Genomic DNA, 18689 nt, shown 5'->3' with positions numbered 1-18689 from the left:
CTCATTCGTACAGCAGGGTCGCCGCGACCCGGGCGGCGACCTCTCCGGCCACCCGCAGCGCCTCCTCGCTCTTCCCCGGCACGTAGCGATCCGCGTTCGGGTCGTAGTCGGCGCCGGCGATGGATCCGTGGTCGGCGGCCAACTCCACCAATTCGACCGGCCAGCCGACCCGGTCGAGGGCCGTGGCGAACTCCCTGCTGGCCGTGACGGGGACGGCGTCGTCGGCCCGGCCGTGCAGCAGCAGGAACGGCGCGCCGATGCGCTGCGCCGAGAGGTGCTCGGTGGCACGTCGACCGAAAATCGGGTCGGGGACCATGAAAGCGCCCGCCAGGCAGACGGTGTGCGCCAGTTGCGCGTCGCCGCTGAGTGCGACGGCCGCCGCGGCCGCACCTCCCATCGACCACCCGACGAGGACGATGCGGTTGCCCCGACCCGCGAAATCGCGTGCGAAATCCAGCGATCCCAGCAGATCGGCGCGGCCGCCGTCGTCGGCGTGGGAGTTCCAGTCCGGCACCACCGCCGCCGCGCCGTGCTCGGCGAGCATGCCGGCGAGAGGACGGAAGGCAGCGCGGGCATCGGTCTGCATGCCGTGCCACAACAGGACGGTGGGTTGCGTCGCATCGCCGTAGACATCCACGAGACGTCCTGGGCCGTACTCCAGCGTCTCCACGGGCACGGGGATGCCCCGGATGGCACGGCCACAAACTGCCGATCAGGCCACGCCTTTCCCGCGCAGGATCGGCAGCACGCCCTCGGCGAACCAGTACGCCTCTTCGAGGTGGGGATGCCCCGACAGGATGAATTCGTTGCGATGGCTCGCCGGGACTAAGTGGTGCGGCGACGCGTGTGATCCCCCCACGATCGACCGGCTGTCACCCGTGGTGGGCGAAAACCCGTGGTGGGCAGAAACCAAAGAACTTTGCCGACATTCATCCCCCGAGTTCAGCTGACGAGGCCTTGTCGTAATACCTCATTGAATCGACGGTCGACCCAGTTGGAAAACCGGGGCGACGATTGAAGCTGGCCCGCCGCCGCAAAAAGGTTGGCCAGCTTCTGTTCCGAGGCGACCACCTCGTCACCGAGCTCGGTCGGTAGACGCAGGCTGCGAGCCTCGGCCACCGCAGCAACTCGTGGGTCCAATCCGACTGCGGCAGCATAGTTTTGGGCCCATTCCTGCGGGTGCGACCTGGCCCACTGCACGGCCCTTTCAAACCGGACCAACAGGTCGGACAGCGCGGTGTTGCGTTTCGGATCGGCCAGCGCCTGGTCGGACGCTACACCAATCCAGTCGCCGTTGGTCACCCCCTGCGCCTCGGCAATGCTGCGCACCGGGATCTGCTGTTCGGCCTGCGCAGTGTAGGGATCCCAGATGGCCCACGCGTCGGCCTGGCGCTGACTGAAGGCCGAAAGAGCGTCGGCGGGTTGCAGGAACACGAACTTCACCTCGACGGGCTTTAGTCCCGCCTTTTCCAGCTGCGCCAACAGGTTCGCATGGGATGAGCTGCCTTTGGCAACCGCGATCGTCTTGCCGCGTAGGTCGGTGACCGACGTGATCGGTGAGTCGGCGTGTACCAGAATGCGATTGCCCGCACCGCCCCCGCCGTATGCGGAAACCGCCTTGATCTTTGCGTTGCTGGCCGCCCCGAAAATCGGTGGAGTATTACCGGTGATCGCGAAGTCGATCTTGCCGGCGGTGGCCGCCTCCACCTGCGGCGGCCCGGATGTGAACGTCGAGAACGCGATCCGGTAGGGCAGCTTGTCCAGCTGCCCAGCGGAACGCAGCAGCGCTTCGGTGCCTCCTTTCTGATCCCCGACCTGCAGCGTGAGACCCGACAACTCCGACAATGGCACCGCAGCAGGAGCCGCGGCCGGGCCCGAATTACCTGCGCGGGAAACGCATCCGGTCAACACAAGCCCGACTGCCGCGGTCAGCGCCACGAAACCTCGCCACATGGCTACAGCCGCACCCCAAGGCGATCCAGCAACTCGGCACGATGCCGCGCGCTGTGAGCCCCTGGGTCTCCGGGCACGCGGCGAGGCTCGTCGATCGCCAATGTGTGAACGACCCGCCCTTCCTCGAGGACCAGGACACGGTCGGCCAGTGCGACCGCTTCGTCGACGTCATGCGTCACCAGGAGTACGCCAAACTCGTGCTCGCGCCACAGCTGCAGCAGCAGGGCGTGCATCGTCAGCCGCGTCAGCGCGTCCAGCGCCCCGAACGGTTCATCGAGCAGGAGCAGCTGCGGTTCGGCGACAAGCGCCCGGGCCAGCGAAACACGTTGCGCCTGGCCGCCGGAAAGGGTCAGCGGCCAGGCGTCGGCGTGGTCGGCCAGCCCTACGTCGATCAGTGCCTGATCAGCGCGTTGCCGAACGAGAGCCCGCGGAAGCCGGTTGCGGTTCAGGCCATATCCGACATTGGTTCGCACGTCACGCCATGGCAAAAGGCGCGGCTCCTGGAATGCCAACGCCGGGGCCCCGGCCACCACCCGATCGCCCGTGTGGTCACGCGAGAGGCCGGCCAGTACCCGCAGGACTGTGGACTTTCCCGAGCCGCTGCGCCCGACCAGTGCAACGATCTCGCCGCTTCCTACGCGCACCGAAACGTCTTTGAGCACATGGCGGCTGCCGTACCACTTGTCGACGTGGCGCAGCTCGCCGGCGATCTCGGTACGCAGCGCTCGCCGAGCTGCGCCGGATTCTGCGATGAGTGTCAAGCCCGAACCTTTCAGCGTTGGTAGCGCAGGGCGCGGCGTTCGAGCAGGCGTACGACCGTGTCGGTGGTGATGCCCAGCAACGCATAGACGGTCAGCCCGAAGATGATGATGTCGATGCGCAGAAAGTCGCGCGCATTGTTGATGAGGAAGCCAATCCCCTTGTCGGCGTTGATCTGCTCTGCCACGATCAAGGTCAGCCACGCGATCGCCAGTGACTGCCGGAAGCCGACCAATACCTGCGGCGCGGTGCTGGGTACGAGAATCCGGCTGAACCGCTGATACAGCGAAAACCCCAGCACCTGAGCGGTTTCGACCATTTTCGGGTCAACCTGACGGATCGCCGAAAAGGTGTTGAGGTACAAGGGGAAGGCCACACCCAACGCGACGAGCAGCACTTTGGGCAACTCGCCGATCCCGAACCAAAGAATGAACAGCGGGATCAAACCCAGGTGTGGCAGTGCGCGGATCATCTGCATGGGCGGGTCCACGGTCGATTCGACCCAGCGGGATAGGCCGACCGCGGCGCCCGCGACGATCCCGATGACGCCGCCCAGCAGGAGCCCCTCGACAACGCGGACGGCGGAGACGTGCAGCGCGTCCGCGAGCTGGCCGTTGCGGGTCAACTCCAAGCCGGCCTCGACGATCAACGAGGGAGCGGGAAGCACATCCGGCGGAATGACATCGATCGCGCTGCCCAACTGCCACAGCGCGAGCAACGCCAGCGGGGACGCGATGCGCACGACTTCCCATTTGCGGCGCTCCCATAGCCCGCTGGGCGCGGTGGGTGCGGAGCCGCCGGGATGCTTCGTGGCAGCGTTGAGCGCGGTGGCAGTGCTCACTGGGCCGACGCTATGGCGCGACCGGCACCTCGGTAAGGGTTTGCCTCTGGCTGAAGGCAATGCAGAACGTAATGGCCGTACGGTGGACGGGTGGCCAGGACGCGCGACACTGACGCCTGCCCGGGTGCGCTGCAGGTGCACCGGGCGGCCGACGGCGCCCTGGCGCGCGTCCGGCTACCCGGCGGCACGCTGACGGCGGCTCAGCTGGCCGCGCTGGCGCGGGTGGCCGGCGAATACGGCTCGGCGACGCTGGAGCTCACCGCGCGCGCCAATGTGCAGGTGCGTGGGATCACCGACGTGCCGGCGGCGGCCGCGGCGATCGCCGATGCCGGGCTGTTGCCGTCGGCGACCCATGAGCGCGTCCGCAACATCGTCGCGTCGCCGCTGTCCGGCCGGGCCGGCGGCAACGCCGATGTCCGGCCGTGGGTCTCCGAGCTGGACGCGGCGATCTGCGCCGAGCCCGGCCTCGCCGAGCTCGGCGGCCGGTTCTGGTTCGGCCTTGACGACGGGCGCGCCGACGTGTCCGGCCTGTGCGCCGACGTCGGCGTGCACGCGTTCCCCGACGGCTACGCGCTGCTGCTGGCCGGGCGCGACACCGGTGCCCGGCTCAGCGCCGGCGAGGTGATCGAGACGCTCGTCATCATCGCGACGCGTTTCGCGTTCACGCGCGGAACCGCTTGGCGTGTCAAGGAATTGGACGATATCGCAAGCCTGCTCCCCGGCGCCGAGCTCGACGCCACCCCCTTTGCCGCGGTTACCAGGCCGCCGGTCGGCTGGATCGACCAGGACGACGGCCGCGTGGCGCTCGGCGCCGCCGTGCCGCTGGGGGTGCTGCCCGCCCGCGTCGCGGAGTACCTCGCGGCGATCGAGGCGCCGGTGGTGATCACTCCGTGGCGGTCGGTGCTGGTGTGCGATCTCGACGAGGCCGTCGCGGACGTCGCGCTGCGGGTGCTGGCGCCGTTGGGTCTGGTGTTCGACGAGAACTCGCCCTGGCTCAACGTCAGCGCCTGCACCGGAAGCCCCGGGTGCGCGCACTCGGCATCCGACGTTCGGGCCGACGCCGCCCGGGCACTCGACGAGGATTCGGGAGTGCATCGCCACTTCGTTGGTTGCGACCGCGCCTGCGGCAGCCCGCTCGAGGGCGAGGTGCTGGTGGCGACCGGCGACGGATACCGCCAGCTACGGTAATCGGGTGCTCGACTACATCCGCGACGCGGCGGAGATCTATCGCCAGTCGTTCGCGACCATCCGCGCCGAAGCCGACCTGGCCCGGTTCCCGGACGACGTCGCGCGCGTCGTGGTCCGGTTGATCCACACCTGCGGGCAGGTCGACGTCGCCGAGCATGTCGCGTTCACCGACGATGTCGTCGGCCGCGTCGGCACAGCCCTGCGCGCCGGCGCCCCGGTGCTGTGCGACTCGTCGATGGTGGCGGCCGGGATCACCGGTGCGCGGCTGCCGGCCGGCAACGACGTGGTGTCGCTGGTGGCCGACCCGCGCGCCCCGGAGCTGGCGGCGCGCCGGCACACCACCCGCTCGGCCGCCGGGGTGGAGCTGTGGGCCGACCGGCTGTCGGGTGCCGTGCTGGCGATCGGCAACGCGCCCACCGCCCTGTTCCGTCTGCTCGAGCTGATCGACGAAGGAGTTTCCCCGCCGGCGGGTGTGCTGGGCGGCCCGGTCGGGTTCGTCGGGTCGGCACAGTCCAAGCAGGAGCTCATCGACCGCCCACGCGGGATGTCGTATCTGGTGGTGCGGGGGCGTCGCGGCGGCAGCGCTATGGCCGCCGCCGCCGTCAATGCGATCGCGAGCGATCGCGAATGACCGACCAGGCCAACCGGAGGGGCACGCTTTGGGGTGTCGGGCTTGGGCCCGGCGACCCGGAGCTGGTCACCGTGAAGGCGGCCCGGGTGATCGGTGAGGCCGACGTGGTGGCCTACCACAGCGCCCGGCATGGCCGCAGCATCGCGCGCGGCATCGCCGAGCCCTACCTGCGGCCCGGCCAGATCGAAGAGCACCTGATCTACCCGGTGACCACCGAGGTGACCGACCATCCCGGCGGCTACGCCGGTGCGCTGGAGGACTTCTACGTCGAGGCTGCCGCCCGCATCGCCGCCCATCTCGACGCCGGTCGCAATGTGGCGCTGCTCGCGGAGGGCGACCCGCTGTTCTACAGCTCGTATATGCATCTGCACACCCGGCTGACCGAGCGGTTCGACGCCGTCATCGTGCCGGGTGTGACGTCGGTGAGCGCCGCCTCCGCGGCCATCGCGACCCCTTTGGTCGCCGGTGACGAGGTGCTCTCTGTGCTGCCGGGCACCCTGCCGGTCGCGGAGCTGACCCGCCGCCTGGCCGACGCCGACGCGGCCGTGGTGCTGAAACTCGGTCGCTCGTATCACGCTGTGCGCGAAGCACTTTCAGCGTCCGGACAGCTCAACGACGCGTATTACGTCGAACGGGCCAGCACCGCCGGGCAGCGCATCCTGCCCGCCGCCGAGGTCGACGAGGCGGGCGTGCCGTACTTCTCGCTGGCCATGCTGCCCGGTGGGCGGCGCGGGCGGCAGCCCTCGCCGGCCGGAGCGGTCGCGGTGGTGGGTCTGGGACCCGGCGACGCCGACTGGATGACGCCGCAGAGCCGGCGCGAGCTGGCCGCCGCGACCGACCTGATCGGCTACGGCGGCTACCTCGACCGCGTCCCGCTGCGCGACGGCCAGCGGCGTCATCCCAGCGACAACACCGACGAACCCGCGCGCGCCCGACTGGCCTGCGCGTTGGCCGAGCAAGGGCGCTCCGTCGCGGTGGTGTCGTCGGGCGATCCCGGGGTGTTCGCCATGGCGACCGCCGTATTGGAAGAGGCCAAGGAGTGGCCGGGAGTTCGGGTGCGGGTCATTCCGGCGATGACCGCCGCCCAGGCCGTCGCCAGCCGGGTCGGCGCTCCCCTGGGCCACGACTACGCGGTGATCTCGCTGTCCGACCGGCTCAAGCCGTGGGAAATCATCGCTCAGCGGTTGTCCGCGGCGGCCGCCGCGGACCTCGTCCTGGCCATCTACAACCCTGCCTCCAAGGCCCGGACGTGGCAGGTCGCCGCGATGCGCGACCTGCTCCTGGAACACCGCGAGCCGGGGACGCCGGTGGTGATCGGCCGCAGCGTTTCCGGCCCCGACGAGGACGTGCGTGTGGTGCGGCTGGCCGATCTGGATCCCGCCGAGGTGGACATGCGCTGCCTGCTGATCGTCGGTTCCTCGCAAACCCAGTGGTACCCGGGCGATTCCGGCGACCGGGTGTTCACGCCCCGCCGCTATCCCCTGGGCTAGGCGTCGCCGTCCCAGCTGCTGGGCATCATCGGCACGGCGGGGCCGTCGCCCAACCCACCGCGGGTCAGCGTCGCCAACCCGGCCGGCCGGCCGACACCGGACCTCGTTGCGGCCCCGGCGAATCCGAGCGGCCCCCCGCCCTGATCCGAGGCACCCACGGCGGCCAGGTCCTCGTCGTCGGCGCCCGAATCCTGTTCGAGGTCCAGGAATTCGTAGCGGTACGCGCGGTCGGTGGCGGTACCGGCGCGGCGCCGGCGGGCCCGGGCCTTCTACCTGGCCGCTGCCACCGTCGCGGCCGCAGCGGGTGCGTCGACGTCGTCGGGCGCCGGTTCCTCCGACTTCCGCCGGGCCCGGCCGCTGGCGCTGCCGCGCGCCGCCAGCCCCGACAGCGCCGCAGCGTAGAGGGCGTCGGACATGCCCGCGCCGATGCCGTCCGCGGCCGTCGGGCTGAAGCCGGGGCCCGGTCCGCCGCCGACCGGCCCGCCTCCGGTGGGGCTGGCCACGGTCGACGCGGGGGCGCTCGACACCGTCGGGGCGTTGCTCACGCTCGCCGGCGCCGTGCTGATGGTAGGAGCCGGCGCGGACGCCATCGGCGCCGAGGCGGGGGCGGGCGCCGGCAGCGGGGCGCCGGCCGACAACGGCGCCGCGACGCTCACCGCGGTGATCGCGGCCGCCGCACCTCCGGCCGCGGCGGCGCCCAGAACGGAGACGACCATCGGTGCCAGCACCACGGCCATCTGGATGGCGGCCTGCATGAACGGCCAGAAGATCATCAGCGTGTGGAAGATCGCCCAGCCGAGCGCGCTGGACAGGGCCGGCGAGAAGCCCAACTGACCGAAGAACGAGGCGAGGCCATTGACGAACGGCACCGGCGGGAACGGCCAGCCGCCGGGGTTGAGGTCTTTGGACACCGGCCAGGCGAAGTTCTTGGTGTACTGCTGCAGCCAGGCCGTCAGTTGGTCCTGCCAGGACGGATAGGTCTGGGTGGCTTGCTGCTGGGTGTCGGCGGCTTGCATCGTGGTGACGCTCGCCTCCGCGCCCGGGGTGACGATCGGCGGCGCGGGCGTGCTCGCCGGAACCGCCGCGAGGCTGGATTCCGCCACCACCTGATAGGTGGTCATCGTCGTGGCGGCCTGCACCCACATGCGCGCGTAGTCGGCCTCGTTCACGGCGACCGGGACGGTGTTGATGCCGAAGAAGTTGGTCGCGACCAGCGCCGCGTGGGTCGCATGGTTCGCCGCGAGCTCGGGCATCGTCGGCATGGCGGCCAGCGCCGCGGTGTAAGCGCCGGCCGCGGTTTCGTGCAGTGCGGCCGCGGTCGCACTCGTGGCCGAACTCTCCTGCAGCCAGGCCAGGTAGGGCCCGTGTGCCGCGACATACTGTTCGGCGCTGGGTCCCTCCCATGCGCCGCCGTGCACCGCGCCCAGAAGCCCGGTCAGTTCCGCTGCGGCGTCGGCGTATTGGCCGCTCATCGACGACCACGTCGCCGCGGCCGTCAGCAGCGATCCGGGCCCGGGGCCGCTGCTGAGCAGGGTCGAGTGCACTTCCGGAGGGAAGGCGATCCAGATCGGGGCGGTCATCGTCGGGGGCCTTCGGGCACGAACACGAATACCTCTTCGGTGGCTGTCGGGGGTGGGCTGCTGATGTTCAGTGGTCGGTTTCCCGCACGGATTAGTTCCCGCCGGCCGTTTCGAGCGCTCTTTGCACCCCGACCGGGCATGCGCAACGATGCAGGGATGCGGTGTGAAGCGGCGCGTGAGGCGCTTTCGGCTCGACTGGACGGCGAGCGTCCCCAGGTGCTCGCGCAGCAGGTCGACGCTCATCTGGAATCGTGCCGGCGGTGCCGCGCCTGGCTGATCGGCGCCGCGGCCCAGACCCGCCGGCTGGCCACCGTCGAGCCGGGCGAGGGGCCCGACCTGGTCGCGACGATCATGGCGAGCATCGGCGAGGAATCCTCCGGGCGCCAGCGCAGGATGCGTTGGCTGCGCAAGCACTACCGGCGCTGGGGCCTGATCGGTGTCGGTCTCTTCCAGGTGGCGATCGCCGCCGCGCAAATCAGCGGCATCGATTTCGGGATGGTGTCGAGCCACATGCACGGCGCGATGTCCGGAGAGCATTTGATGCACGAGTCCACCGCCTGGTTGCTGGCGCTGGGCCTGGCGATGGTGGCCGCCGGCGTCTGGCCCGTCACCGCGATTGGGGTGGCGGCGATTACGGGCGTCTATTCGGTCGCGCTACTGGGTTACGTGATCGTCGACGCCTTCGCCGGCGACGTCACCGCGACGCGGATCGCCAGTCATATGCCCCTGCTGCTGGGACTCGCGTTCGCGTTACTGGTGGCGCGGGAACGGGTGCGGTCCGAAAGAGCCGGAGCGTCCGGGCACGCCGACGATGCCGCCTGGCCGGCAGAGTCTCCCGCAGCACGACGGCGCGGTCACCTCTGGCCCATCAACCGAACGGCTTCCGACCCCGCCGCCGCAGCTACGACAGGACGTCGTAGACTCGGTGAGCCCGCGACACAAAGGTGGTTGGTCATGATCGCTTCGAGCGATGACGACGCCGTTACCGAGTTCGCGTTGGCAGCCGCGCGTGGAAACGACAGGGCGCTCGAGGCTTTCATCAAGGCCACCCAGCAAGACGTATGGCGGTTCGTCGCATATCTGTCGGACGCGGGCAGCGCCGACGACCTGACCCAGGAGACTTTCCTGCGCGCGATCGGCGCCATCGAAAGATTCTCCGGGCGCTCGAGCGCCCGGACCTGGCTGCTGTCCATCGCGCGCCGTGTCGTCGCCGATCACATCCGCCACGTCCAGTCGCGACCGCGCGCCGCGGTCGGCGCCGACCCGGAGCACGTTCTGCGCGGCGACCGCCACGCGCGCGGATTCGAAGACCTGGTCGAGGTCACCACGATGATCGCGAACCTCACCGCCGAGCAACGAGAAGCCTTGTTGCTCACCCAATTGCTCGGGCTGCCCTATGCCGACGCCGCGGCGGTGTGCGGCTGTCCGGTCGGGACGATCCGGTCCCGCGTCGCCCGCGCCCGCGACGCGCTGCTGGCCGCCGACGCCGAGCGCGACGACCTGACCGGCTAATTGTACTGACCACGGACGTTGGTGACGGCGTGGCGTGGTGACATGACGAAGACCTCCGAGTGAAGTGCGAGCTGTCGAGGAACGCACTCACCATCGGAGGTCTTCGTGTCCCACCGTAATGCCCCATTGTCGGAAACCGGTCGTCTGCGACTGGCCCGTTGTGTCGTCGAGGAAGGCTGGCCGCTGCGGCGGGCGGCGGAGCGCTTTCAAGTCTCGGCGACCACGGCGTCGCGCTGGGCTGACCGCTACCGCGCCCTGGGGATGGCCGGGATGGCCGATCGCAGCTCGCGACCCCATCGCAGTCCGCAGCGCACGCCCACGCGCACCGAGCGGCGCGTGATCAAAGTCCGTGTCATCCGGCGATGGGGGCCTGCGCGAATCGGTTATCTGCTGGGCCTGCATCCGTCCACGGTGCACCGGATACTGACCCGTTACGGGCTGGCAAGGTTGCGGTGGTTAGACCGCCCGACCGGCCGCGTGATTCGACGCATCGAGTCGGTGCGCTGTGGGGATCTGGTGCATGTCGATGTCAAAAAGCTGGGCAAGATCCCCGCCGGGGGCGGCTGGCGGATGCTGGGCCGCACCCTAGGCAACCGCAACTCGCAGGCCGATAAAAGCTCGGGTCGCCGCAGCAAGCACCACAATCCGTTGCGCGGTCACCATTTCTTGCATACCGCCATCGACGCGTATTCACGACTGGCCTACAGCGAACTGTTGGCAGACGAGCGCAAGGAAACCGCTGCAGCGTTTTGGCTGCGCGCCAATACGTGGTTCACCGAATGTGGGATCACAGTCCGAAAAGTCCTCACCGACAACGGATCCTGCTATCGATCCCGCACCTTCGGTGAAGCCCTCGGCGACATCGAACACCGCAAGACCCGGCCCTACCGACCACAAACCAACGGCAAAGTCGAGCGATTCCACCGCACCCTGGCCGACGAATGGGCCTACGCCCGGCTCTACCGCTCCGACCACGAACGCTGCACTGAATTCCCCACCTGGCTGCACGCCTACAATCACCACCGCGGCCACACCGCACTCGGCGGCCAACCACCCGCCACCCGCGTACCTAACCTCTCGGGTCAGTACAGCTAATCCAGTCCCGTCAGCCATTCGGCGGCTTGTTCGACGCTGCCCACCACGTTCACCCCGGCCGGCAGTGGCGGGCGCGCCACCATCACCACCGGAATGCCCAGGGCCGCAGCGGCGTTCAATTTCGCCCGGGTCAGGTTTCCCCCGCTGTTCTTGGTGACCAATGCGTCGATGCGGTGCTCCCGCAGCAGCGCGACCTCGCCGTCGTAGTCATACGGGCCGCGGGAGAGCACCAGCTGGTGACGGCGCGGCAAGGACGCGGGGTCGGGTTCGGTGACCGCGCGGATCAGAAACCACGCGTTGCTGTCGGCGAAGACCCTCGTCCCCGAGCGTCCGGTGGTGAGGAATACCCGCGAGAAGCGTTCCTTTGCAACGGTTTCGGCGGCCGTGGTGTCCGATTCGACGACGATCGCATCGCCGGGCTCCCACGCCGGGCGGGCCAGGACTAAATGCGGGATCTCCAACTCGCCGCACGCTTGCGCGGCGTGCGCGGTCATGGTCGCGGCGAATGGATGGGTCGCGTCGATGACGGCGTCGATGCCTTCCTCGCGCAGCCAGCGCCGGAGACCCTCGACGCCGCCGAAGCCGCCCACGCGTACCGGGCCCACCGGCAGGGCGGGTTCCGGCACCCGCCCGGCCAGGGAGCTGACGATGTCGACGCGCGGGTGCAGGGTTTTGGCCAGCGCGCGGCCTTCGGCCGTGCCGCCGAGCAGCAGCACTCGCATCAGTGCCCGCTCCCCCGCGTCCGCCCGGCCGAGTACAAGTAGCTGTCGGTGAATCCCTCGGCGGCCAGTACGTCACCGACGATGATCACCGCCGTCTTGGTGATACCGGCCTGGCGCGTCTGCCCGGCGATGTCGGCGAGCGTGCCGCGCAGTGCCGTCTCTTGCGGCCAACTCGCGAAAGCCACGACGGCGGCCGGTGTTTCGGGCCGATATCCGCCGTCGAGGAGTTGCGGCACGATGGCATCGATCTGCGCCGCGGCCAGGTGCAGGACCAGCGTGGCCCCGGATCGGGCGAGGGTGGCCAGGTCTTCCCCGGGCGGCATGGCCGTCGACAGGGTCGCGACCCGGGTCAGCGTCACCGTCTGCGCGACCCCGGGGACCGTGAGCTCGCGCTTGAGCGCGGCCGCCGCCGCCGCGAAAGACGGTACGCCGGGCACGATTTCGTAGTCGATGCCCAGGGTGTCGAGCCGTCGGCATTGTTCGGCCAGCGCGCTATAGAGCGACGGGTCACCGGAATGCAGGCGCGCGACGTCGTGACCGGCGGCGTCGGCGTCCGCGAGTTCGGTGATGATCTGCTCAAGCGTCAGCGGGCCGGTGTCAATGACTTTCGCCCCGGGCGGGCACAGCGCCAGGAGGTCGTCGGGCATGATCGATCCCGCGTACAGGCACACTGGGCACGTCTCGAGGAGCCGCTGGCCGCGGACGGTGATCAGGTCGGCGGCGCCCGGGCCGGCGCCGATGAAATAGACCGTCACTTGGTCACCGACCACTGGGTGACCGGCATCTGTGGGCGCCATCCGGTGAAGCCGCCGAGCGGCTCGCCGTGGTAGTGCTGGAAGCGTCTCAGGTGGCCGCCGAGGCGCGAATGCGACTGTGCCAGCAGCGCTTCGGATTCCGCGGTGACGGCGTTGGCGACGAGGCGGCCGCCGGTCGGCAGGCTGGCGAGGCAGGCATCGACCAGGCCGGGTTGGGTGAGGCCGCCGCCGATGAAGATCGCCGATGGCGTGTCGAGCCCGCCGAAGGCTTTCGGGGCGTCACCGTGGACGTCGATGGCGACGCCGCAGGCCGCGGCGTTGAAGGCGATGTTGCGGCGGCGTCGTTCGTCGCGTTCGTATGCGGCCGCGCTGCAACCGTTGCCACTGAGGCACCACTGGACGCTGATGCTGCCCGAGCCCGCGCCGACGTCCCACAGTCGCTCGCCCGGGCGCGGCGCCAGCGCCGCCAGCGTCACCGCGCGGATGCCATGCTTGGTGATCTGCCCGTCATGGCGGAACGCGTCGTCGGGCAGCGGCGACAGCCGTTCGTCGGGCAGGTAGCGGATCGCGACGACGTTGAGGTCGTCGACATCGTGGGGCGCGTCCGCGGCCCATTGGCGCGCGGTGGTGTCGCGACGCCGTTCGGTTGGGCCACCGAGGTTTTCGAGGACGCTCAATTCGGAATCGCCGCGGCCGTGGGCTTCGAGAAGTGCGGCGACTTCGTGGGGCGTGGCCGCGCTCTTCGACAGCACGATCGCCTGGCCGCCGCGGCGCACCGCGGTGTGCGGCGGCGCGGTGACCAGGCTGATCACCTCGGTGTCGTGGGCGTTCCAGCCCATCCGCGCGCACGCCAGCGTCACCGAGGACACGTGCGGCAGCACCCGGACGTGTTCGGGGCCGTAGAGCCGGATCAGCGTGCCCCCGATGCCGTGCATGAGCGGGTCGCCGCTGGCCACCACGTGGATGTCTTCGGCATGGCGATCTCGCAGGGTTTGCAGGGCGGGCAGCATCGGCGAGGGCCACTGCCGGCGCGGCGCGGTCACGGTCTCGTCGAGCAGGTCGAGTTGCCGTTTCGAGCCGTAAATTATTGTGGCCCTGCGTAATTCATTGCGGGAGGTTTCCGCGAGCCCAGCCATGCCGTCGGCCCCGATGCCGACCACGATGATCATCGCGGCATCCTGCGCCACAGCGACTGCGGCAGCAGCCGCATCACGGCGGCCGCTGACCCCAGCGCCCACGGGATCCACACGGTGCGTCGACCCTTGGCCATCGCACGCGCGGTGGCCGCGGCCACCTGGGCGGGCGTGCTGGACAGCGGCGCGGGGTCCATACCTTGCGTCATGCGTCCGATCACGAAGCCCGGTCGGGCGATCAGCAGTTTCACGCCGGTGCCGTGCAGGGCGTCGGCCAGCCCGCCCGCGAAACCGTCCAGGCCGGCCTTCGCCGAGCCGTAGACGTAATTGGCGCGACGCACGCGCGCGCCGGCGATCGAGGAGAACACCACCAGTTGGCCGCTGTGCGCTTTGCGCATCGCGGTCGCCAGATGGGTAAGCATGCTGACCTGGGCGACGTAGTCGGTGTGCACGATGGCGACCGCGTGCGCGGCGTCGGTCTCGGCGCGGGCTTGGTCGCCGAGGATTCCGAAGGCCAGCACAGCCGTGGCGATGGGTCCGTGGTCCGCGACGACCGAGTCGACCAGCGGACCGTGCGATGCGAGGTCGTCGGCGTCGAACTCGACTGTGTGCACCGCTGTGGCGCCGGCGGCTCTGAGGGCGGCGACCTGCTCGTCGAGTCGATCGGCCCCGCGCGCGGCCAGCACCACCGTCGCCCCAGGCGCCAGGAGCCGCGCCAGCTCGATGCCGATCTCGCTGCGGCCGCCCAGGATCAGTACTGGACCTGCGCCCGTGTCGTCCACGGCTGCGATTATGACCTGCGCTAGCGTGAGCGGTGATGGCGAATACCACTACCCGGCTCACCGACGATGCGCTGGCGTTCCTGTCCGAACGGCATCTGGCCATGCTGACCACGCTGCGAGCCGACAATTCACCGCATGTCGTGGCGGTGGGTTTCACCTTCGACCCCAAGACGCACATCGCGCGGGTCATCACCACCGGCGGATCGCAGAAGGCAGTGAACGCCGACCGCGGCGGGGTCGCGGTGCTCAGTCAGGTCGACGGCGCGCGGTGGTTGTCGCTGGAGGGCCGGTCGAAGGTGAACAGCGACGGCGACGCCGTCCGCGATGCCGAGCTGCGCTACGCCCAGCGCTACCGGACTCCGCGCCCGAATCCGCGGCGGGTGGTCATCGAGGTGCGCGTGGAGCGAGTGCTGGGGTCGTCGGGCTTATTGGACCGGGGCGAGAAGTAGAACCTTCCCGGAACGACCGCGCAGGTAGACAACGGCGCAGCCCGTAGATTTCTTTGCTACTCGGTGCCGTTGTCAACGCAGGTTCCATCCGACGCATCGGCCAATCTCGTGCAACGCCTCCTCATTCAATTACGGATGACTGCCACGGAAGCGACGCAAGATTTCCTAGACCCCCCTGTTCTAATGTCATACAGCTCCAGTCGATCGGTATACTGCCAGCCTCCTGAATCAGTGCGGTGATGCAAGCATTAAGGAATTTGGCTTGCGAAGCACAAAAAATTCGGCAATCTTTCGCTGGTCAATATGCGGAACATCGCCATCTTTTATGGCCAGAGCAATTGCGGCGTTGATAGTTTCCGGATTCATCTCACCTCTTCCTGGCGCTCACTAAGTGTTGGCAGCGAGCCCGTCAGTCAACGTCGCGTCAAGTTCGTCGAACGATAGCGTCAAAACTCGGCTATAAGGCTCATCCGAGCTTGCTAAATGCGCACAGTGATTCGGTTGTGTCTTGACCGAGTATTTATGTATCAACTGCTGGACCGTATCGGGCGCAATGCCGTTATAGTCTGCGATAAAGCGGATCGCGACACGATCACTATCACTTTTGAGAAGCTTGTCACTCAAGCCGAAGCGATGCCATTCTCGGTATCGCGGTTCGAGCTTACATTCGCGGCGCAACATATCGCCTGCCTGCGCGATTATGTACTTTCCGGCGTCTTCGAGCGACGAGAAGATTGCTCTTACAGCAATATCCGGAGAAATCCTTCGCTCTGTCGTAGAATCGAGAACGACATATCCGAAAGGAGCAGGCTCGATCACCTGTGCCGTCCAGTCAGGATGTGGGAATCCATCGCGAAACCAGAGCCGTCCCTCTGCGAGTTCTGGTGCATCACGCGACGGTTCGCGCCCAGTCAATGAAATCCAACGGCGTCGCCAAGATTCATAACGGTCCACCACCATTTTTAGTTCGGGTTCGCTAGAGAGCCCTCTTGGTGAAGCGCCGATGTCCATTGAGCTCCTACGGTGTGAGATCGGTAATGACTCCGGCGAGATCCAGTTGCGCGACCGGAACTGGATGCCCTGAGAGCCTATCAATGACTACCCACTGTTCCGCGCCGCCTGGCTGCCCGAAGGCGGCCTTCGCCGGACCGTGCTTAACCACCCAGTTGTCTGGGACAGGTTCGCCACTCCCTGTCATCGTGTGGTACTGGGACGCGAGCCCTGGTGGCGTGGCGCGCCGCGCTAGAGGTTCGCCCTCCGGCGACATGAATGCACCGCCGTTTGGGCCGACGCGGTCCAAATGTATGCCCGCGGGAATGCGATCGGTTTCAGTCGGAGTGCCCGCAAAACCGTCATGGGGAGCCTGATTGTCCCAATCCCATTTCAGCTTTCCGGCAGAGTCACGAACGGTAAATTCGTTTGCAAATTCATCAGGCGTTCGACCCGCTAATGGGTCATAGTTTTCGAGAATGTGTGACGGTACTTTGCCGCTTGCCAGACGTGCAATCTCAGCGTGCGGATCCGACAAGATCTGTAGTGCTTGGTCAGGTGGAAACGGATAATCCTGACCTGCTACCGGTTTATCCGCGACGTGCGGTGGCCCTTCATGACTGTCGCCATGGTGCTCCCCATCGCGTCCATGCGGATCGTCTGCCCGCTGATCCGGCTTTCCGTCCCCAGAACCATCGGGTTCCCCACTATGCGGCGACTTCTCATACGGGTGCCCGCCGTGAGGCAAGGCGTCATTAGGCCCATGCACACTCCCGCCAGCCGCCGGCATGTCGGATGGGTGACCGCTGGGGGAAGACAAATGCGGCGCCGCGGCCACAGGCGCACTCGGGGGTGAAGGCGGCGCTGGTTGCGCCGCATGCGTAGCAGCGGGTGCCGGCTCGACGGGAGATCTTGTCTCCGGCACCGGAAGCTGCGTGGGCGAATGATCGATCAATTTCGGCATCGTTGACGGCGCACGCTCGGCCGCTGCGGCGGCCGCAGAGGCAACGGGTGAACCGGCGATAGGCGATGCAACCGGCTCACGCGGACCGCCTACGGGCGCCGGATCGTGTGGATCAACCGCGGGCCCGGGTCGCTCGCCAACTCCTCGCGGCGGCGGCCCGGCATCGGCCGGTCCATGCGGCGCACCCGGTGCGCCCTCAGACGGTCGAGGCGCCGACTCAACCGGCGCCTCCGGCAGCTTGCCGGGCGGCAAGTTCACCGGACTGCCGCTAGGGGGCAGATCGCCTTTGGGTAGATCGTCGCCGAGGTTTTGGAGGCCTTTGGTGATATCACCACCAGTCTTTCCGATGTCGGCCAGCGGACCACCAACACCGTTCAATTCGCCGACCGCCCCAACGGCTCCTTGGGCCACCTTCTCGCCGTCGGCCACTCCCTCGGTTGCTTTGGCGCCTGCCGCAGCAGCCTCAGCACCTTCTGATCCGGCCTTAATTGCGCCGCCGCCCACCGCAAATGTCGCGCCGTCGAAGATGAACTCCCCGACTGCCAGCCCCGGCCGACCGGAGGTCAGATCATCCCAGTGGGTAAGGCCTTTCGCGAGCCCCAAGTCGTTCTTCAGGGCGCCCTCTGGATCGAACAGCGCATACGCGGGAATCGATTTCACCGCGGTCTGATCAAGTGCCGCCCAGCTGGCCGCAGCGCCTTGGGGATCGAAGACGAAACGACTGGGGTCAAGCTGGTCTTGCAGTTCCGCCAGCCCGACTGCGCTCTTGAAAATGCCCTCCCCGGCGTCGGCGGTGAAGTCGAACCGGTTGGCCAAGAAATTGCCGACGGTCTCTCCCAAGAATTGGACCAGCTGGCCCCGCACGTAGCTCTTCATCTCGCCCACCAAACCGTCAATGATTTGCATTCCGGTTTTGATGACCTGCTCGCGCGCCTTGGCCTCGCGCTTCATGTTGTCCAGTACGGCGTTGATATCTCTGACGATCTTCTCTAGCTCGTCGACCGCATCACCCTCGAAGATCAAGACCACGTCGTGCCCTAAGTCACCGAGCGAACCCAGCCGCCTCAACAGATCCCGAATATTATTCTGGGCTTTGTCCACCTCGATCGCGAATCCGTCCAACGCATTGGCCAGTGCGTCGCACTGCCCGGCGAGGTCACCCAACTTGGCGCCGAGCTTCGAGATGCATTGCTGTACCAGCTCGGCTTCAGGGACCTGCTGTGCGGCGATGGTCGACTTAGGACCGTTGAGCGCCTCCCCCACCCCACGAAGTGCAGCGCCGAAACCCCGCCAGCATCCGGCAGCCGCCTGCATTCCGACGCCGTTGCCGTTGGGCCACACATCGTCGACCAACGCCTCCACCACTGCCCAAAGCAGCGGTTGAGCGACGCCGGGACCCATAGCCCCGGGCCGACCAGGAGCTGGAAACTCCTGCGGTTGCACGGGCGCGGGCAGCACGTGACCGCTTCCATGGACGTTGGACGCCGCGTCGGCCCTCGAGTAGTTGGATGCGCAAAGTTGCACCTTCGCCCCGACATATCTGCAAGCAAAGATGCCGGCCGCCGCCCCGTTCAGGAGCGATTCGGCCGCATTCTGATACCCCAACCCGAACACCAAGCCGGCTGCATCCTGGCCACTGTTGATCCCAAAACCTGCGGTAAGCGGGCCCAAGGCCGCCGCCAGGGCCTCGCCTACGGCGCCAATGCCGCTGCCGGCGGCGTACATCGCCTCGGGGTCGACCGACAAGGGAGCCACGCGCGAAATTCTCGTCGAGACCGCGCGCCGAAGCTATTCACCCAATGATGGCTTTGCCCAAGCTAGCCGCGGCCGTAGAGCAGCCACAAC

Annotated in this window: 20 protein-coding genes and 1 pseudogene; 7 read left to right on the top strand and 14 right to left on the bottom strand. The window is 68.1% G+C overall.

From position 1 onward, the window contains the following. Nucleotide 1: 1 nt before the first annotated feature. From C1737_RS04480 to C1737_RS04465, 5 genes are all read right to left on the bottom strand, one after another. Nucleotides 2-670 (bottom strand): S9 family peptidase, encoded by a 669-nt coding sequence (locus C1737_RS04480; protein WP_199182777.1) that lies wholly within the window; start codon nucleotides 668-670, stop codon nucleotides 2-4. A gap of 42 nt (nucleotides 671-712) precedes the next feature. Next, on the bottom strand, nucleotides 713-859 hold the full coding sequence (locus C1737_RS26685; protein ID WP_158243947.1) for a hypothetical protein: 147 nt from the start codon (nucleotides 857-859) through the stop codon (nucleotides 713-715). A gap of 83 nt (nucleotides 860-942) precedes the next feature. Continuing rightward, nucleotides 943-1953 carry an ABC transporter substrate-binding protein gene (locus C1737_RS04475; RefSeq protein WP_067926964.1) on the bottom strand — a complete coding sequence of 337 codons (1011 nt, stop codon included), beginning with the start codon at nucleotides 1951-1953 and terminating at the stop codon, nucleotides 943-945. A 2-nt stretch (nucleotides 1954-1955) separates the two neighbouring features. Continuing rightward, nucleotides 1956-2714, bottom strand: coding sequence for an ABC transporter ATP-binding protein (locus tag C1737_RS04470; protein ID WP_067926962.1), 759 nt, complete (start codon nucleotides 2712-2714; stop codon nucleotides 1956-1958). Between the two features lie 11 nt (nucleotides 2715-2725). After that, nucleotides 2726-3553: an ABC transporter permease gene (locus C1737_RS04465; RefSeq protein ID WP_102417346.1), complete on the bottom strand. Its 828-nt coding sequence runs from the start codon at nucleotides 3551-3553 to the stop codon at nucleotides 2726-2728. 90 nt (nucleotides 3554-3643) lie between these two features. Between C1737_RS04465 and cobG the strand changes: the two genes are divergently transcribed. Genes cobG through C1737_RS04450 form a run of 3 tightly spaced genes read left to right on the top strand, consistent with a single transcriptional unit; the run spans nucleotide 3644 to nucleotide 6862 of the window. Then, nucleotides 3644-4741 (top strand): precorrin-3B synthase, encoded by a 1098-nt coding sequence (cobG, locus tag C1737_RS04460; protein WP_102417345.1) that lies wholly within the window; start codon nucleotides 3644-3646, stop codon nucleotides 4739-4741. A gap of 4 nt (nucleotides 4742-4745) precedes the next feature. Beyond that, nucleotides 4746-5372 carry a precorrin-8X methylmutase gene (locus C1737_RS04455; RefSeq protein WP_102417344.1) on the top strand — a complete coding sequence of 209 codons (627 nt, stop codon included), beginning with the start codon at nucleotides 4746-4748 and terminating at the stop codon, nucleotides 5370-5372. Next, on the top strand, nucleotides 5369-6862 hold the full coding sequence (locus tag C1737_RS04450; protein WP_102417343.1) for a precorrin-2 C(20)-methyltransferase: 1494 nt from the start codon (nucleotides 5369-5371) through the stop codon (nucleotides 6860-6862). Before C1737_RS04455 ends, C1737_RS04450 begins: the two co-directional genes overlap by 4 nt. Here C1737_RS04450 and C1737_RS27035 read toward each other — a convergent pair. Together C1737_RS27035 and C1737_RS04445 are read right to left on the bottom strand one after the other, a co-directional pair. Further along, complete coding sequence (locus C1737_RS27035; RefSeq protein ID WP_233214649.1) at nucleotides 6859-7020, bottom strand: hypothetical protein; 162 nt, start codon at nucleotides 7018-7020, stop codon at nucleotides 6859-6861. The genes C1737_RS04450 and C1737_RS27035 overlap by 4 nt on opposite strands. 111 nt (nucleotides 7021-7131) lie before the next feature. Beyond that, on the bottom strand, nucleotides 7132-8442 hold the full coding sequence (locus C1737_RS04445) for a PPE family protein (RefSeq protein ID WP_233214648.1): 1311 nt from the start codon (nucleotides 8440-8442) through the stop codon (nucleotides 7132-7134). A 63-nt stretch (nucleotides 8443-8505) separates the two neighbouring features. Between C1737_RS04445 and C1737_RS27365 the strand changes: the two are divergent. From C1737_RS27365 to C1737_RS04435, 3 genes and pseudogenes are all read left to right on the top strand, one after another. Further along, nucleotides 8506-9225, top strand: a pseudogene (locus C1737_RS27365) (DUF2275 domain-containing protein); the annotation flags it as partial. Between the two features lie 171 nt (nucleotides 9226-9396). Then, complete coding sequence (gene sigC, locus C1737_RS27025; protein ID WP_231980219.1) at nucleotides 9397-9954, top strand: RNA polymerase sigma factor SigC; 558 nt, start codon at nucleotides 9397-9399, stop codon at nucleotides 9952-9954. A gap of 105 nt (nucleotides 9955-10059) precedes the next feature. After that, nucleotides 10060-11049 (top strand): IS481 family transposase, encoded by a 990-nt coding sequence (locus tag C1737_RS04435; protein ID WP_067916778.1) that lies wholly within the window; start codon nucleotides 10060-10062, stop codon nucleotides 11047-11049. Here C1737_RS04435 and C1737_RS04430 read toward each other — a convergent pair. The 4 genes from C1737_RS04430 to C1737_RS04415 are packed head-to-tail and all read right to left on the bottom strand — an operon-like array spanning nucleotide 11046 to nucleotide 14441. Further along, on the bottom strand, nucleotides 11046-11774 hold the full coding sequence (locus C1737_RS04430) for a cobalt-precorrin-6A reductase (RefSeq protein WP_199182807.1): 729 nt from the start codon (nucleotides 11772-11774) through the stop codon (nucleotides 11046-11048). The genes C1737_RS04435 and C1737_RS04430 overlap by 4 nt on opposite strands. Continuing rightward, nucleotides 11771-12526, bottom strand: a complete 756-nt coding sequence (cobM, locus tag C1737_RS04425; protein WP_102417340.1) for a precorrin-4 C(11)-methyltransferase — start codon at nucleotides 12524-12526, stop codon at nucleotides 11771-11773. The genes C1737_RS04430 and cobM overlap by 4 nt, the downstream gene beginning before the upstream one ends. Next, nucleotides 12523-13695, bottom strand: a complete 1173-nt coding sequence (cbiE, locus tag C1737_RS04420) for a precorrin-6y C5,15-methyltransferase (decarboxylating) subunit CbiE (protein WP_102417780.1) — start codon at nucleotides 13693-13695, stop codon at nucleotides 12523-12525. Before cbiE ends, cobM begins: the two co-directional genes overlap by 4 nt. After that, nucleotides 13692-14441 carry an SDR family NAD(P)-dependent oxidoreductase gene (locus C1737_RS04415; RefSeq protein ID WP_102417339.1) on the bottom strand — a complete coding sequence of 250 codons (750 nt, stop codon included), beginning with the start codon at nucleotides 14439-14441 and terminating at the stop codon, nucleotides 13692-13694. The genes cbiE and C1737_RS04415 overlap by 4 nt, the downstream gene beginning before the upstream one ends. Before the next feature lie 35 nt (nucleotides 14442-14476). Between C1737_RS04415 and C1737_RS04410 the strand changes: the two genes are divergently transcribed. After that, nucleotides 14477-14890, top strand: coding sequence for a F420-dependent biliverdin reductase (locus C1737_RS04410; RefSeq protein WP_067917614.1), 414 nt, complete (start codon nucleotides 14477-14479; stop codon nucleotides 14888-14890). A 228-nt stretch (nucleotides 14891-15118) separates the two neighbouring features. Here the strand turns inward: C1737_RS04410 and C1737_RS27020 are convergent, their stop codons facing one another. Genes C1737_RS27020 through C1737_RS04400 form a run of 3 tightly spaced genes read right to left on the bottom strand, consistent with a single transcriptional unit; the run spans nucleotide 15119 to nucleotide 18599 of the window. Further along, nucleotides 15119-15256, bottom strand: a complete 138-nt coding sequence (locus tag C1737_RS27020) for a hypothetical protein (RefSeq protein WP_233214647.1) — start codon at nucleotides 15254-15256, stop codon at nucleotides 15119-15121. Between the two features lie 21 nt (nucleotides 15257-15277). After that, complete coding sequence (locus tag C1737_RS26560; protein WP_142393421.1) at nucleotides 15278-15901, bottom strand: hypothetical protein; 624 nt, start codon at nucleotides 15899-15901, stop codon at nucleotides 15278-15280. A 7-nt stretch (nucleotides 15902-15908) separates the two neighbouring features. Continuing rightward, nucleotides 15909-18599: a glycohydrolase toxin TNT-related protein gene (locus C1737_RS04400; protein WP_102417338.1), complete on the bottom strand. Its 2691-nt coding sequence runs from the start codon at nucleotides 18597-18599 to the stop codon at nucleotides 15909-15911. Nucleotides 18600-18689: the final 90 nt, after the last annotated feature.

Source organism: Mycobacterium sp. 4858 (genome assembly GCF_900240975.1).
In the GTDB taxonomy this organism is placed as follows: Bacteria; Actinomycetota; Actinomycetes; order Mycobacteriales; family Mycobacteriaceae; genus Mycobacterium.
Note: the sequence above shows the minus strand (reverse complement) of the source record. Positions and strands in the feature narration are given on the sequence as shown.